Source organism: Catenulispora acidiphila DSM 44928 (assembly GCF_000024025.1).
GTDB classification, from domain to species: Bacteria; Actinomycetota; Actinomycetes; order Streptomycetales; family Catenulisporaceae; genus Catenulispora; species Catenulispora acidiphila.
The window spans coordinates 2,664,430-2,678,654 of record NC_013131.1 but is presented as its reverse complement, the minus strand read 5'-3'; the positions used below and the strand labels follow the sequence as shown (position 1 = coordinate 2,678,654).

The window sequence follows — 14,225 nt, the reverse complement described above, 5'->3', positions numbered from 1 at the left end:
GTTCTGGTTGTTTCGTAGTTCGGGCGTCTTCCCTTTGGAAGGCGCCCGGATTGCTTTGCGGGAGTTGGAAGTTCTCCACCTGCGTTGGGTGGCTCAACGCCGCTAGGGGTTGCCCCCTAGGGGTCTGTCGCCCCTTCTGTGATCCCTATGTCCAGCTCGACAGCCCGAATCCGATCGCACCGGCCAAGGCGAAGGCTGCGGCGGTGAGCATCAGGACCGTGACGACGGCACCGGCGGCAGCCGTCCCGGGAGCGATCCGCGCGGGCCATATCCGGGTGGGCCGCCGGGGGTCGTAGCGCAGGCGGATCCGTCCGTCGGGCGCCTCGGGGAACGTGGCACGGCTGCCGGCACGACGGGTCTCCCCGCGCAGCGTCGTGAACTCATAGACCCGGTGCAGGACATAGCTCTCGTCCGAGGGATGCGGCGGCACCGTGTAGCCCTCACTGGTGGCGAAGCCGTCCACCACGACCGTCCGCCGCCAGGCAGCCGGATCCCCGACGTAGTCCACACACAACGCCATCAGCATCCACGGCAACCCCACCGCCAGCACCGCGAACCCGCCCGCGACCACCCACAACGCCGCCCGATCCCACTGCGCGGTGACCAACAGCCCCACCAACGCGACAAGGTGCGCGGCCACCGCCGCGATCAACCCCTTGCGCGCCGGGGACAACGTCACCCGCGCCGGGACTCGACTCCGCACCCGGACACCTTAGCGATCACGGCGTCCCGGTTGTAGACCGAATCGTGCGCTTGCCCAAAACGTTGCGAACGCCCGAAACGCCTTGTGAGGCACCGTGAGCATAATGCTCACCTGTTCCTGCCGAGTCAGCCGGCGTCGAAGACCTCGGACGCCTGAGTGGCAATAGCCGCGCGATCGAGCCAGGCATCGAGTTGATCGAGGTCGGTGCAGGCGTACAACTGGACACGCTGCTCTTCGGTGATGAAGATGCCCCGCTTGTTCAGAATCCGATGCAGACTCGCGATACGCCCCTCGGCGACTCCTTCAGCGACTCCTTCGGCATGGCCCTCAGCGCGAAGCTGTCGCGAGAACGGCGAGCGGTAGAAGGAAAGATCCATCGCCATCATCTGCCTCCAGATCGGGCCGGCCGGCCCAAAGAGTACGGAAAGACTTAAGCGTGCTTCGCGCTCGTCACCCGGTAGACGTCGAAGACCCCTTCGACGCCCTTCACTGCCTTCAGTACCGCTCCGAGGTGAGCCGGGTCGGCCATCTCGAAGGTGAAGCGGGAGATGGCCACGCGGTCGCGGCTGGTGGTGACGGAGGCGGAGAGGATGTTGACGTGTTGGTCGGACAGGACGCGGGTGACGTCGGACAGGAGGCGGGATCTGTCTAGCGCTTCGACTTGGATCGCGACGAGAAACATGGACGCCCCTCCGGGCGACCATGACACCTCCACTATCCGTTCGGGCTGGGCGGCCAGGGATTCGATGTTGGTGCAGTCCGCGCGGTGGACGCTGACGCCGGAGGCGCGGGTGATGAAGCCGATGATGTCGTCGCCTGGGACGGGGGTGCAGCAGCGGGCGAGTTTGACCCAGATGTCGTCGGCGCCCTTCACCAGGACGCCGGGGTCGCCGGCGGGGCGGGCCTGGCCTCGGCGGGAGAGCTTCTCGATGTTGCCCGGGACGGTGGCCTCGGCCATGTCCTCGGTCGCGCCCTCCTCGCCGCCGAGCAGGTGCAGGAGGCGGTGGACGACGTGCTGCGCCGAGACGTGCCCCTCCCCGATGGCGGCGTACAGGGCGCTGATGTCGGCGTGGCGGAGGTCGTGGGCGACGGTGGCCAGGGACTCGGAGGTCATCAGGCGCTGGAGCGGGAGCCCTTGCTTGCGCATGGCCTTGGCGAGCTGGTCCTTGCCCTGCTCGACCGCTTCCTCGCGGCGTTCCTTGGTGTACCACTGGCGGATCTTGTTGCGGGCGCGCGGGGACGCCACGAAGCCCAGCCAGTCACGCGAGGGCCCGGAGTTCGGCGCCTTGGAGGTGAAGATCTCCACCACGTCGCCGTTGTCCAGCCTGCTGTCCAGCGGGACCAGGCGGCCGTTCACGCGGGCGCCGATGGTGTGGTGCCCGACCTCGGTGTGGACCGCGTAGGCGAAGTCGACCGGGGTGGAGCCGGACGGCAGCGCCATCACCATGCCCTTGGGCGTGAAGACGTAGACCTCGGCGGTGGACAGGTCGAAGCGCAGCGCGTCCAGGAACTCGTTCGGGTCCGCGGTCTCCTTCTGCCAGTCCAGCAGCTGCCGCAGCCAGGCCATGTCGCCGCCGGGGTTCGCGGTCCCGGCGCCGTTGGTCGGGTTGCGGGCGCCCTCGACCGCGTCCTCCTTGTACTTCCAGTGCGCCGCGACGCCGTACTCCGCGCGGCGGTGCATCGCGAAGGTGCGGATCTGTAGCTCCACGGCCTTGCCGCCGGGCCCGATCACCGTGGTGTGCAAGGACTGGTACATGTTGAACTTCGGCATCGCGATGTAGTCCTTGAACCGGCCGGGGACCGGGTTCCACCGCGCGTGGATGGCGCCGAGCGCCGCGTAGCAGTCGCGCACCGAGTCCACCAGGACCCGGATGCCGACCAGGTCGTAGATGTCGGCGAAGTCGCGGCCGCGCACGATCATCTTCTGGTAGACCGAGTAGTAGTGCTTCGGCCGGCCTGTGACGGTCGCGCGGATCTTCGCCTCGCGCAGGTCGCCGTGCACCGCGTCGATGACCTGGCTCAGGTACTCCTCGCGCTTGGGCGCGCGCTCGGAGACCAGGCGCACGATCTCGTCGTACATCTTGGGGTAGAGGATGGCGAACGCCAGGTCCTCCAGCTCCCACTTGATCGTGTTCATCCCCAGCCGGTGCGCCAGCGGGGCGTAGATCTCCAGCGTCTCGCGGGACTTGCTCTCCTGCTTCTCCCGCTTCATGTACCGCATGGTCCGCATGTTGTGCAGCCGGTCGGCGAGCTTGATCACCAGCACCCGGATGTCCCGGGCCATCGCCACGACCATCTTGCGCACGGTCTCGGCCTGCGTGGCCTCCCCGAGCTTGACCTTGTCCAGCTTGGTGACGCCGTCCACCAGCAGCGCGACGGTGTCGCCGAAGTCCTTGCGCAGCATGTCGAGGGAGTAGTCGGTGTCCTCGACGGTGTCGTGCAGCAGCCCGGCGCACAGCGTCGGCACATCCATGCCCAGCTCGGCCAGGATCGTGGTGACCGCCAGCGGATGGGTGATGTACGGATCGCCGCTCTTGCGCCGCTGGCCGCGGTGATGCCGCTCGGCGACGGCGTAGGCCTGCTCGACGGGCTTGAGGTCGGCCTTCGGATGGTTGGCCCGGATGATCTTGAACAGCGGCTCCAGGACCGGCGGCGGCCCGCCGCTGCGCGTGCTGCCCAGGCGGGCCAGGCGCGCGCGGACACGGCTGGAGCTGGGACGGGAGGGTCCGGACTTGGCACCGGGAGTCAGGGGAACCGGAGGCGCGGCGGGGAGCGCCGCGGGCGCCGCAGAAGGTGCGGCGGGCGCGGGCACGGACGGCGCGGCGGAGGCGGGGGAGGCGGCGGGCGCGGATGGGGAGTTTGTGCGCGCGGGTGCTGCCGAAGAGCTGGCCTGTCCCGACTCTGCTTGTCCTGACTCAGCCTGTCCCGACTCTGCCTTGGCGGGCGACGCGGATGCGGTCTGCGCGGGAGCAGCCTTGGCACGCGCTGTCGGCGCGTGCGGGGCGGCAGGAGCAGACGCGGAGGAATTCTTCGGCGCGGCCTGAGCATGCGGCGCTGGTGAGGCAGGTGCGGAGGGGGTCTTCGGTGCAGCCTTAGCGTGGGGCACCGGTGAATGCGCAGACGAGGCTTCGGGCGAGGCGGCCTGAGCAGGCGCAGCAGGGGTCTTCGGCGCAGCCTGAGCGTGAGGCGCCGGCGAGGCATGCGCAGAAGAAGCTTCAGCCGCGGCAGATCTGGTCGAGGCAGTCGGCGCGGGCACCATCGACTCGTTCGATGCTGACTTCGGTGCAGACTTCGGCGCGGGCACAGCGGGTGTACTCGGCGTGGCGGCCTCGGTAGCGGCCTCAGTCGGAGCCGCAGCGGCCTTCGGCGCGTGTCCCTGGCTCTTGCCGTGCCCTGACCCCTGCGCGCGCCCAGGGGCGGCTGGAGCGGGGGCGGGGGTCTTGTTCGCGGCGGCGGGGTCCGCCGTCGCGGGTCGCGCGGTGGTGCCGGAGGCGGGGCCCTTACCGCGGCCCGTCTTTGCCGACTTCGCAGCAGCGTCGTTTCCTGGGGCGGCCGTGCCGTGCGGGGTGGCTTCTCCGTCGCCGTTCGCACCGGTCCCGGGCGTTGTGCCGACCTGCTCCTTCGTCGCCAAGCGGGGCCCCTCTCACCTAGTGGGTTCGCCCAGTGTAACGACCGCTTGGCGGAAGTTGTTTCCCGGTCGCGGGAAGAAGCAGGTCAGACCGCCAGAAGCGTGGCGATGCCGGCGTCGGGGACGGCTTTGGCGAAGCGCCGGCGCCCCTGGAGGAAGTCCAGTTCCATCAGCACCGACAGTCCCACCGGTACCGCGCCGGCGTCGCGGACCAGGTTGGCGGCGGCGACGGCGGTGCCGCCGGTGGCGAGGATGTCGTCGACGATCATCACGCGCTCGCCGGGGGCGAAGGCGTCGCGGTGGACCTCTATGGTCGCGGTGGCGTATTCGAGTACGTAGTCCTCGCGGTAGGTCGCGCGCGGCAGCTTGCCCGCCTTGCGGACCGGGACGAAGCCGACGCCGGCCGCCAGCGCCACCGGGGCGGCCAGGATGAAGCCGCGAGCCTCCAGCCCCGCGACGCGGGTCGCCCCGGCCGCGCGCACCTGCTCGGCCATCGCCCCGACCACCAGGGCGAACGACTCCGGGTCGCCGAGCAGCGGGGTGATGTCCTTGAAGACGACGCCGGGCTTCGGGTAGTCCGGGACGTCGAGAATGCGAGTGGCGAGGACCTTGGACAGGTCCTCGCCACTGGGGTTTTCGGGGAAGCTCACCGAGTGAGCTTACCTTGGGTTCTCACCGCTACCGCCCCTGCCGCCAGCGCCGATGGACGGCGCCGGCGGACCGGAGCGGAGCAGAACCGCCGGCGCGCCTCAGCGCCGTTTGCCGCTGGGCCGGTTGCGGCCGCGGTCGCCGCGCACCGGCTGGTTGCGCGGACCGCGCGGGACGTCCCGGGTCTGCTCCCCGGCGGCGGCCGCCTCGAAGTCCTCCGGGTCGCCCGGGTACTCCTCGCCGAGGCGGTCCTGCGTCGGCACGGCGTTGCGCTCAGCACGCGCCGCGGCCTTCGCCTGCGCGCCGGACGCCTTGCGCTTGAGCGCGCGCATCTCCGGCTCGCGCTCCTTCAGGTCGGCCAGCAGCGGCGTCGCGATGAAGATCGAGGAGTACGTGCCGACCGCGATGCCGACCAGCAGGGCCAGCGCCAGGTCCTGGAGGACGCCCGCGCCGCCGCTGACCACGGTGCCGGCGAACAGCAGCGCCGCGACCGGGATCAGCGCGATCAGCGAGGTGTTCAGCGAGCGGATCAGGGTCTGGTTGACCGCCAGGTTGGCCGACTGGGTGTAGCTCAGGTCGGTCTTAGTGGTCCCCAAGCCCTTGGTGTTCTCCCGAACCTTGTCGAACACCACGACGGTGTCGTAGAGCGAGTAGCCCAGGATGGTCAGGAAGCCGATGACCGTGGCCGGGGAGACCTCGAACCCGATCAGGGCGTAGATGCCGGCGGTGATCACCAGGTCGTGGACCAGCGCGATGATGCCGGACAGCGCCATCTTCCACTCGTAGAAGACCGCCAGGTACAGCATCACCAGCGCCACGAAGACGACCAGACCGGTGATCGCCTTCTGGGTGATCTCATGCCCCCAGGAGCCGGAGACCAGGGTGACGGTGACCGCGTTCGGGTCCTTCGTCTTCCCGGCGTCGGTCGCGATCGCCTGGCGGACCTTCTGCAGCTGGTCGGTGCTCAGCGGCGTGGTCTTGACCACGACGTGCCGGCCCTGGCTGTCGTTCGACGTCTGGACCGTGGGGTCCTTGACGATCGAGCTGACACTCTTCTGGATCGTCTGGGTGCTGGCCGTGGGCGAGACGATGTCGAACTGCGAACCGCCCCGGAAGTCCAGCGTGAAGTTCAGGCCGAACACCAGCAGGGACAGGGCCGAGATGAGCAGAAGCGCGCCGGAGATGGTGTACCAGCGCTTCTGCTTGCCGATGAAGTCGTAGGAGACCTCGCCGCGGTACAGGCGGTTGCCCCAGCTGTTGGAGGCGGACATCAGGCTTCCATCCCTTCCGCGGAGCCCTGGCGGGCTGCGGCACGGCGGTCGACGATCGTCTGGCGGATGCCCGGGGACTTCTTGACGCCCAGGCGGTTCGGGTCCAGGCCGGACCACGGGTGGCCGTCGTTGAAGAACCGCCGGCGGGCCAGCAGCGTGACGATCGGCTTGGTGAACATGAACACCACGACGATGTCCAGCAGCGTGGTCAGACCGAGGGTGAACGCGAAGCCCTTCACCGTGCCGATCGAGACCTCGTACAGGACGAAGGCGGCGAGGAAGGACACGAAGTCCGAGGAGATGATCGTGCGCCGGGCCCGGACCCAGCCGTGGTCCACGGCTGTGCGCAGGGTACGGCCCTCACGGACCTCGTCGCGGAGTCGTTCGAAGAAGATCACGAACGAGTCCGCGGTGATGCCGATGGCGACCACCAGACCCGCGACGCCGGCCAGCGAGAGCCGGAAGCCCATCGCCGGGCCGAGCAGGCTCGCCAGCGAGTAGGTCAGGATCCCGGAGATCGCCAGCGAGGCGATGGCCACGATCGACAGGCCGCGGTAGTAGGCGATCAGGTAGATGATGACCAGCACCATGCCGATCCCGCCGGCGATCAGGCCGGCCGAGAGCTGGTTGCCGGCCAGGGAGGCCGAGATCTGCGAGACGTTGCCCTCGTTGAAGGTGATCGGCAGCGCGCCGTACTTCAGCACGTCGGCCAGGTTCTGGGCGGTCTTCTGGGTGAAGTTGCCGGTGATCTGGGCGTTGCCGTCGGTGATCGGCTGCTGCACGGTCGGCGCGCTGTAGACCAGGCCGTCCAGGTCCACGGCGAACTGCCCGCCGGTGCCGACCAGCTGGGAGGAGACGTTGGCGAAGTCCTTGGCGCCCTTGCTGTTGAAGGACAGGTCCACCTGCCATTCGCCGGTCAGGAACTGGTTCTGGCCGCCGGCGGTCACCGGGTTGGCCGAGGCGCTGGACAGGTCCTTGCCGTCCACGTCGGCCGGGGCGAGCAGGTAGGGCACCTTGGTGGTGTAGTCACAGCCGACCGCGAACTGGTTGGCGGCGAACATGCTGCCCAGGTTCGTCGGCGGGTGGTTGCAGTCGATGGTCTCGTACAGCTCGACCGACTGGTCGCTGGGCTGGGTCTCCTTGACCGTGCCGTCGGGCGCCTTGGCCGGGGCGCTCGCGGAGGCGCTGGGCGCCGGCGTGGCGCCGGAGGACGGCGCGGAGGCACCCGAGGACGGGTTCGACGACGGGGTCGAGGGCGCGGACGCGGTGCTCTTGGAGCTCGCGGTCGCCGTCGCGGTGCTGCTCGGCGTCGTCGTGGCGGTGCTGCCGCCGCTGCCGGTGGCGTCCTTCAGGCCGGAGTCGGCGACCCGGTGCTGGGTGGACGTCGCGGTGCCCGAGGGCGTGGCCGGAGTGCTCGCCTTCGAGGACGGGGAGCTGCTGGCCTTCGACGAGGAGGTGGACGACGGCGTGGAGCTCGCCGACCCGGACGGCGAGGTCGCCGTGCCGGTCGGGCTCGGCGTGGACGGCGCGGGCGTCTGCGGCTGCGGCGCCGGGGTGGTGCGCGCCGGCAGCTGCAGCGTGGTGGGGTCGACCACCACACGGAAGTAGAGCTTCGCGGTCTGGCCGAGCTGGGCCAGCAACTCCGAGGAGTTCTTGCCCGGCAGGTCGACCTCGATCGCGTTGTTGCCCTGCTTGGTCACCTCGGCCTCGGACACACCCTGCCCGTTGACGCGGTTGCGCATGATCTGCAGCACGGTGTCCATGTCGCCGGTCGACGGGGCCTTGTTGCCCTGTGCGGTCATCACCATGGTGGTGCCGCCGGCCAGGTCGATACCGAGCTGGGGGGTGCGGTGCCCCGTACCGATCATGGTGCCGACCAGCGCCATGATGACGGCGGCCAGCGCCGTCAGGGGGGTCCATGGGCTCGTTTTGCGGTTCCGGGACCGCGGAGCCTTCGATCCGGCCAAGGGATTCGTCCGTCTCTTCGTGTGTCGTGTCGTGTCCGGCGCCGGCGCGTCGGTCACACCCCACGCCGCCCCGCCACCCGGACCGGGAGTTCACGGCCCGTGGCGGCGGTGCGACCTTACAGGTTTTCCGTAGCGAAACCTTTTGTGTTGGTGAGCCTTTTCGCGACCACGGTCACGATTTCGCAGGCTCTCCGTCCTTGACCTCCTCGGAGGTCTCGGACGAGACGGAGTCCGCCTCGGCCTTCTCGGAGTCCGCCCCGGCGGGCACGGCGTCCTGGACGGGCGCGGTGTCCTGGGCCGGAACCGTGTCGCCGTGCGGGGCGTCGCCGATGCCGCCGGGCGTCGGGGCGTCCTGGCCCGACTCGGCGTCCTCGGTCTCGTCCTGGGCCTCGTCGTCCAGGATGACGCCGACGATCGCGGGCTTGCCGAACTTGATGCGCGTCCCCGGGGTGGTCTCCACGATGGCCCAGTCGTCACCGACCTCGACGATGGTGCCCATGATCTGGGCGGTGGTCCGCACCTGCGCGCCGGGCTGCAGATGCTGCAGCATGTCCGACTGGTTCGCACGCGCCCGCTTCTGCGGCCGGATCATCATGAAGTAGAACATGGCCCCGATCAGGACGATCCAGATCAGGAAAACGGGAGATCCCATAGGTGTCGCTGGTCCTTGTTGAAGACCGCCGGCGCCGGGCCGGGAGGTCGCTGATGGGCGGTGGGGGGCACCGCCCGACTCGCGGGAGTTTATGCGAGCGGATACGCCCCGAACAACGGTCCGGGGCCTACGGCCGGTTCCCGTGACCCAACGTAGTCGAAATCATCCGGAACTTGTGAACCCCCAGAGCCGCCAGAGCCTCGGATCGCCTGGTGGGGAGGATGTGATTGCTGGGACGCCACCGGTTCGCGTGATATGCCCGATATCAAACCGGTATTGACGTCCCCGACCCGGTCATGGTGCGCTGAGCCCGAAATGCGCCCACGCCGCGGCGGTCGCGATCCGTCCTCGCGGCGTCCGCGCGAGCAGGCCCTCGCGCACCAGGAACGGCTCGGCGACCTCCTCCACCGTCTCGGACTCCTCGCCCACCGCCACCGCCAGCGTGGACAGCCCGACCGGACCGCCGCCGAACAGCTTGAGCAGGGCGTGCAGCACCGCGCGGTCCAGGCGGTCCAGGCCGCGCTCGTCGACCTCGTAGACGTCCAGCGCGGCTCTGGCGATCTCCAGGGTCACCGTGCCGTCGGCCTTGACCTCGGCGTAGTCCCGGACCCGCCGCAGCAGCCGGTTGACGATACGCGGAGTGCCGCGCGAACGCCCGGCCAACTCCTTCGCGGCCTCGGCGACGATGCGCACGCCCAAGAGCCGGGCCGAGCGGTTGACGACGTGCTCCAGGTCGGCGGCGTCGTAGAACTCCAGATGCGCGGTGAAGCCGAAGCGGTCGCGCAGCGGCGCCGGCAGCAGCCCGGAGCGCGTGGTGGCGCCGACGAGCGTGAACGGTGGAAGTTCCAACGGGATCGCGGTGGCGCCGGGACCCTTGCCGACGATGACGTCGACCCGGAAGTCCTCCATCGCCATGTAGAGCATCTCCTCGGCGGGCCGGGACATGCGGTGGATCTCGTCGACGAACAGCACCTCGCCGTCGGCCAGCGAGGACAGGATCGCCGCCAGGTCGCCGGCGTGCTGGATGGCCGGCCCGGAGGTGATGCGGATCGGCACCCGCAGCTCGTTGGCGATGATCATCGACAGCGTCGTCTTGCCCAGCCCGGGCGGACCGGACAGCAGGATGTGGTCCGGCGCCGCCTCCCGCATCCGGGCCGCGGCCAGCACCAGCGAGAGCTGGTCGCGCACCTTGGGCTGCCCGACGAACTCGGCCAGCCGCTTGGGCCGCAGCGCCGCGTCGGCCGCCTGCTCCTCGGTGTCGCCGGTGACGGCGGCGCCGGAGACGAGGCGTTCGGTTTCCTGTTCCACGGCGGCGGTTCTCCTGGAGTGTGTACGGGACGGCTCGGGGTCCATCGTGTCAGGACCCTCCGCCCGAGGCGACCAGCGGTGCGGGGCAGTCGGCGGCGAGGTATGTCAGCAGCGCGCTATATATACGTATAAGGGGGTGTTGTCCCCTCACTAAATACCGCGCTACTTCTTCATCGTCCGCAACGCCGCCTTCAGCAGCGGACCGAGCTGCACCGTCTGCCCGGCCGCCTCCTGCTCAGCGGCCAGCGGCCCGACCGCCGACACCGCGTCGTCGGCCTCCCGCGCCGTCCATCCCAGACCGGTCAGCGCCTCCAACAGCTGCACCCGCCACGAGCCCAAACCCGCGCGGCTCCAACCGTTGTGCGCCTGACCCGGCACGGCGCCGGTCGGCGGACCGAGGCGCTCCTTGAGCTCCAGCAGCAGCCGCTGCGCGCCCTTCTTGCCGATGCCCGGGACCTGCGTCAACGCCGCCTCGTCGCCGGTCATGAAGATCGTGCGCAGCGTGTCCGGGGCGTGCACCGAGAGCATCGCCTGCGCCACCTTCGGGCCGATCCCGCTGGCGGTCTGCAAGAGCTCGAAGACGGTGCGCTCGTCGTCGGTGGCGAAGCCGTAGAGCGTCAGCGAGTCCTCGCGGACCACCAACGCGGTGAAGAGCTTGGCCTTCTCCCCGACCGCGAGCGCGGCCAGCGTCCCGGGACCGCAGTGCACGAGCATTCCCACCCCGCCGACCTCGACCACCGCGCTGGTCGGGGTCACCGCGGCCACCGGGCCGGACACGAAGGCGATCACGCGCCACTCCTCACTGTCGGTGCTGTTGGTGCTCGGTGCTGTTGGTGCTGTTGGTGCTGTAAGTGCTGTTGGTGCTGTCGGTGCCACTACGTTCGCGCTGCCGTCCGGCTCAGCGCTGCTTGGCGATCGCCGCGGCCAGCCGGCTGTTCGCCGTGCCGCGCCAGATGTGGCAGATGGCCAGCGCCGCGGCGTCGGCGGCGTCGGCCGGCTTGGGCGGCTCGGCCAGCCGCAGCACCCGCGCGACCATGGTCGCCACCTGGTCCTTGCCGGCGCGTCCGGACCCGCTGATCGCCGCCTTGACCTCGCTGGGCGTGTGCAGCGCCACCGGCAGCCCGTGCCGCGCGGCGACCAGCATCGCCACCGCGCTGGCCTGCGCGGTGCCCATCACGGTGCTGACGTTGTGCTGGCTGAAGACCCGCTCGACCGCCACCGCCTCCGGCTGGTGCTCGGCCAGCCACTGCTCCAGCCCCGTCTCGATGGCCAGCAGCCGGCGCGAGAGGTCCATGTCCGCCGGGGTGCGGATGACGCCGACGCCGACCAGCGTCAGCGGCCGCCCCGGCGTGCCCTCGACGACACCCACGCCGCAGCGTGTCAGCCCCGGATCGACCCCCAGCACCCGCACGCGCGCCCGACCTCCGTCTGTCCTGCGTCTGTTCTGTGTCTGTCCTGAACAAGTTTGCTTGTCCCGGAAGCCTAGCGGCGCGGACAGACACAGCGAGGGAGCCGGGCCCGCGTGTGCGGATCCGGCTCCCTGCGATGCCCGGGACGTCAGGCGTCGATCTTCTCCATGACCTCGTCGGAGACGTCGAAGTTGGCGTAGACGTTCTGCACGTCGTCGCTGTCCTCCAGCGCCTCGATGAGGCGGAACACCTTGCGCGCGCCGTCCTCGTCCAGCTCGACCTGCACCGAGGGCAGGAAGGAGGACTCGGCCGACTCGTAGTCGATCTCAGCGCTCTGCAGCGCGGTCCGCACCGGGATCAGGTCCGCGGCCTCGCTGACCACCTCGAAGGACTCGCCGAGGTCGTTGACCTCCTCGGCGCCGGCCTCGAGCACGGCCATCAGGATGTCGTCCTCGGTCAGGCTCCCGGTCTTGGGCACCAGCACCACACCCTTGCGGGTGAACATGTACGACACCGAGCCCGGGTCGGCCATCGAGCCGCCGTTGCGGGTCATGGCCACGCGCACCTCGGAGGCGGCGCGGTTGCGGTTGTCGGTCAGGCACTCGATCAGGACCGCCACGCCGTTCGGGGCGTAGCCCTCGTACATGATGGTCTGCCAGTCGGCACCGCCGGCCTCCGCGCCCGACCCGCGCTTGACCGCGCGGTCGATGTTGTCCGCCGGGACCGAGTTCTTCTTCGCCTTCTGGACCGCGTCGAAGAGCGTGGGGTTACCCGTGACATCTCCGCCGCCGGTCTTGGCCGCGACCTCGATGTTCTTGATCAGCCGGGCGAACAGCTTGCCGCGCTTGGCGTCGATGACCGCCTTCTTGTGCTTGGTGGTCGCCCATTTGGAGTGGCCGGACATTACCCCTGCTCCCTACCTACGAATGCGTTCAGGCTGCGTCGCGGGCGGTGACCATCGCCACGAAATACTCGTGGACCCGGCGGTCCGCGGTCAGCTCCGGATGGAAGGACGTCGCCAGCAGGTTTCCCTGCCGGACCGCGACGATCCTACCGATTGCCGGGCCACTGGTGACGCGGGCCAGCACCTCGACACCGCCGTCCACGTCCTCGACCCACGGCGCGCGGATGAAGACGCCGGTCAATTCACCGATGCCGTCAAAGGAGATCGGCTCCTCGAAAGACTCGGTCTGCCGCCCGAAAGCGTTGCGCCGCACCGTGATCGGCAGCCCGCCGAAGGTCTCCTGACCGGCGGCCGCGTCGGTGATCCGGTCGGCCAGCATGATCATCCCGGCGCAGGTGCCGAAGGCCGGCATCCCGTCGGCGATCCGCTTGCGGACCGGCTCGAACATCTCGGCCGTGGTGGCGAGCTTCCACATCGCGGTGGACTCCCCGCCCGGGACGATGAGCGCGTCGACGGCGTCCAGGTCGTTCGGGCGGCGGACCAGGGCGCTGCGGGCGCCGATCGCGTTCAGGGCCGCGACGTGCTCGCGGAAGTCGCCTTGCAGCGCGAGCACGCCGATCGTCGTGATACCGCTGTGGGCCATGCGTTACCAGCCGCGCGAGGCGTAGCGCTGCTCGGCCGGCAGGGTGTCGAGGTTGATCCCGACGATCGCCTCGCCGAGGTTGCGGGAGACCTTGGCGATCAGGTCCGCGTCGTCGTAGTGCGTGGTGGCCTCGACGATGGCCTTGGCGCGCTTCTCGGGGTCGCCGGACTTGAAGATGCCCGAGCCGACGAACACGCCCTCGGCGCCGAGCTGCATCATCATCGCGGCGTCGGCCGGGGTGGCGATGCCGCCGGCGGTGAACAGCACGACCGGCAGCTTGCCGGTGGCCGCGATCTCCTTGACCAGCTCGTACGGCGCCTGGTGGTTCTTGGCGGCCAGGAAGAGCTCGGACTCGTCCAGGGTGGCCAGGCGGCGGATGTCGGCGCGCAGCTGGCGCATGTGCCGGGTCGCCTCGACGACGTTGCCGGTGCCGGCCTCGCCCTTGGAGCGGATCATCGCCGCGCCCTCGGCGATGCGGCGCAGGGCCTCGCCGAGGTTGGTGGCGCCGCAGACGAAGGGGACGGTGAAGGCCCACTTGTCGATGTGGTGGGTCTCGTCGGCCGGGGTGAGCACCTCGGACTCGTCGATGTAGTCCACGCCGAGCGCCTGCAGCACCTGGGCCTCGACGAAGTGGCCGATCCGGGCCTTGGCCATGACCGGGATGGAGACGGCCTCGATGATGCCGTCGACCATGTCCGGGTCGCTCATCCGGGCCACGCCGCCGTCCTTGCGGATGTCGGCGGGCACCCGCTCCAGGGCCATGACGGCGACCGCGCCGGCGTCCTCGGCGATCTTGGCCTGCTCCGGGGTGACGACGTCCATGATCACGCCGCCCTTGAGCATCTCGGCCATGCCGCGCTTGACGCGGGCGGTACCGAGCTCCGGGGCCTGCGCGCTGTTCTCGTTCACGGACACGGGGGACCTCACAGGGGAAAGATTGTCGGATGAGCGGACTGCTCCCGGAGCACCATCCTAGAGGGCGCGCAAGTGTGATCCACCTGACAATCTGGCCAGGTCAGAATGCGAGAGTGGACGGTGAGGCGGATTGCGACACCTGAGACAGGTCACCACCGCCAATCGGTGACAGCCCTT

General features: G+C 69.8%; 13 protein-coding genes. All 13 read right to left on the bottom strand.

The window, feature by feature from the left end:
* Positions 1-145 precede the first annotated feature (145 nt).
* Positions 146-703 (bottom strand): hypothetical protein, encoded by a 558-nt coding sequence (locus tag CACI_RS11760; protein ID WP_143765207.1) that lies wholly within the window; start codon positions 701-703, stop codon positions 146-148.
* Between the two features lie 125 nt (positions 704-828).
* Positions 829-1,089 carry a hypothetical protein gene (locus CACI_RS11755; RefSeq protein ID WP_223297518.1) on the bottom strand — a complete coding sequence of 87 codons (261 nt, stop codon included), beginning with the start codon at positions 1,087-1,089 and terminating at the stop codon, positions 829-831.
* 44 nt (positions 1,090-1,133) lie between these two features.
* Positions 1,134-3,515, bottom strand: coding sequence for a RelA/SpoT family protein (locus tag CACI_RS11750; RefSeq protein WP_012786570.1), 2,382 nt, complete (start codon positions 3,513-3,515; stop codon positions 1,134-1,136).
* 902 nt (positions 3,516-4,417) lie between these two features.
* Positions 4,418-4,981 carry an adenine phosphoribosyltransferase gene (locus CACI_RS11745; protein WP_012786569.1) on the bottom strand — a complete coding sequence of 188 codons (564 nt, stop codon included), beginning with the start codon at positions 4,979-4,981 and terminating at the stop codon, positions 4,418-4,420.
* A gap of 99 nt (positions 4,982-5,080) precedes the next feature.
* Positions 5,081-6,250: a protein translocase subunit SecF gene (secF, locus tag CACI_RS11740; RefSeq protein ID WP_012786568.1), complete on the bottom strand. Its 1,170-nt coding sequence runs from the start codon at positions 6,248-6,250 to the stop codon at positions 5,081-5,083.
* Positions 6,250-8,217, bottom strand: a complete 1,968-nt coding sequence (secD, locus tag CACI_RS11735; RefSeq protein WP_049871548.1) for a protein translocase subunit SecD — start codon at positions 8,215-8,217, stop codon at positions 6,250-6,252. Before secD ends, secF begins: the two co-directional genes overlap by 1 nt.
* Before the next feature lie 172 nt (positions 8,218-8,389).
* Positions 8,390-8,869, bottom strand: coding sequence for a preprotein translocase subunit YajC (yajC, locus tag CACI_RS45425; protein WP_012786566.1), 480 nt, complete (start codon positions 8,867-8,869; stop codon positions 8,390-8,392).
* A gap of 294 nt (positions 8,870-9,163) precedes the next feature.
* Positions 9,164-10,222 (bottom strand): Holliday junction branch migration DNA helicase RuvB, encoded by a 1,059-nt coding sequence (gene ruvB / locus CACI_RS11725; RefSeq protein ID WP_049871547.1) that lies wholly within the window; start codon positions 10,220-10,222, stop codon positions 9,164-9,166.
* Positions 10,223-10,339: 117 nt separating this feature from the next.
* Positions 10,340-10,966: a Holliday junction branch migration protein RuvA gene (gene ruvA / locus CACI_RS11720; RefSeq protein ID WP_012786564.1), complete on the bottom strand. Its 627-nt coding sequence runs from the start codon at positions 10,964-10,966 to the stop codon at positions 10,340-10,342.
* A 109-nt stretch (positions 10,967-11,075) separates the two neighbouring features.
* Positions 11,076-11,588: a crossover junction endodeoxyribonuclease RuvC gene (ruvC, locus tag CACI_RS11715; protein ID WP_012786563.1), complete on the bottom strand. Its 513-nt coding sequence runs from the start codon at positions 11,586-11,588 to the stop codon at positions 11,076-11,078.
* A gap of 146 nt (positions 11,589-11,734) precedes the next feature.
* Complete coding sequence (locus tag CACI_RS11710) at positions 11,735-12,490, bottom strand: YebC/PmpR family DNA-binding transcriptional regulator (protein WP_012786562.1); 756 nt, start codon at positions 12,488-12,490, stop codon at positions 11,735-11,737.
* A gap of 28 nt (positions 12,491-12,518) precedes the next feature.
* Positions 12,519-13,133 carry a pyridoxal 5'-phosphate synthase glutaminase subunit PdxT gene (pdxT, locus tag CACI_RS11705; protein WP_012786561.1) on the bottom strand — a complete coding sequence of 205 codons (615 nt, stop codon included), beginning with the start codon at positions 13,131-13,133 and terminating at the stop codon, positions 12,519-12,521.
* Positions 13,134-13,136: 3 nt separating this feature from the next.
* Complete coding sequence (pdxS, locus tag CACI_RS11700) at positions 13,137-14,048, bottom strand: pyridoxal 5'-phosphate synthase lyase subunit PdxS (RefSeq protein WP_012786560.1); 912 nt, start codon at positions 14,046-14,048, stop codon at positions 13,137-13,139.
* Positions 14,049-14,225 lie beyond the last annotated feature (177 nt).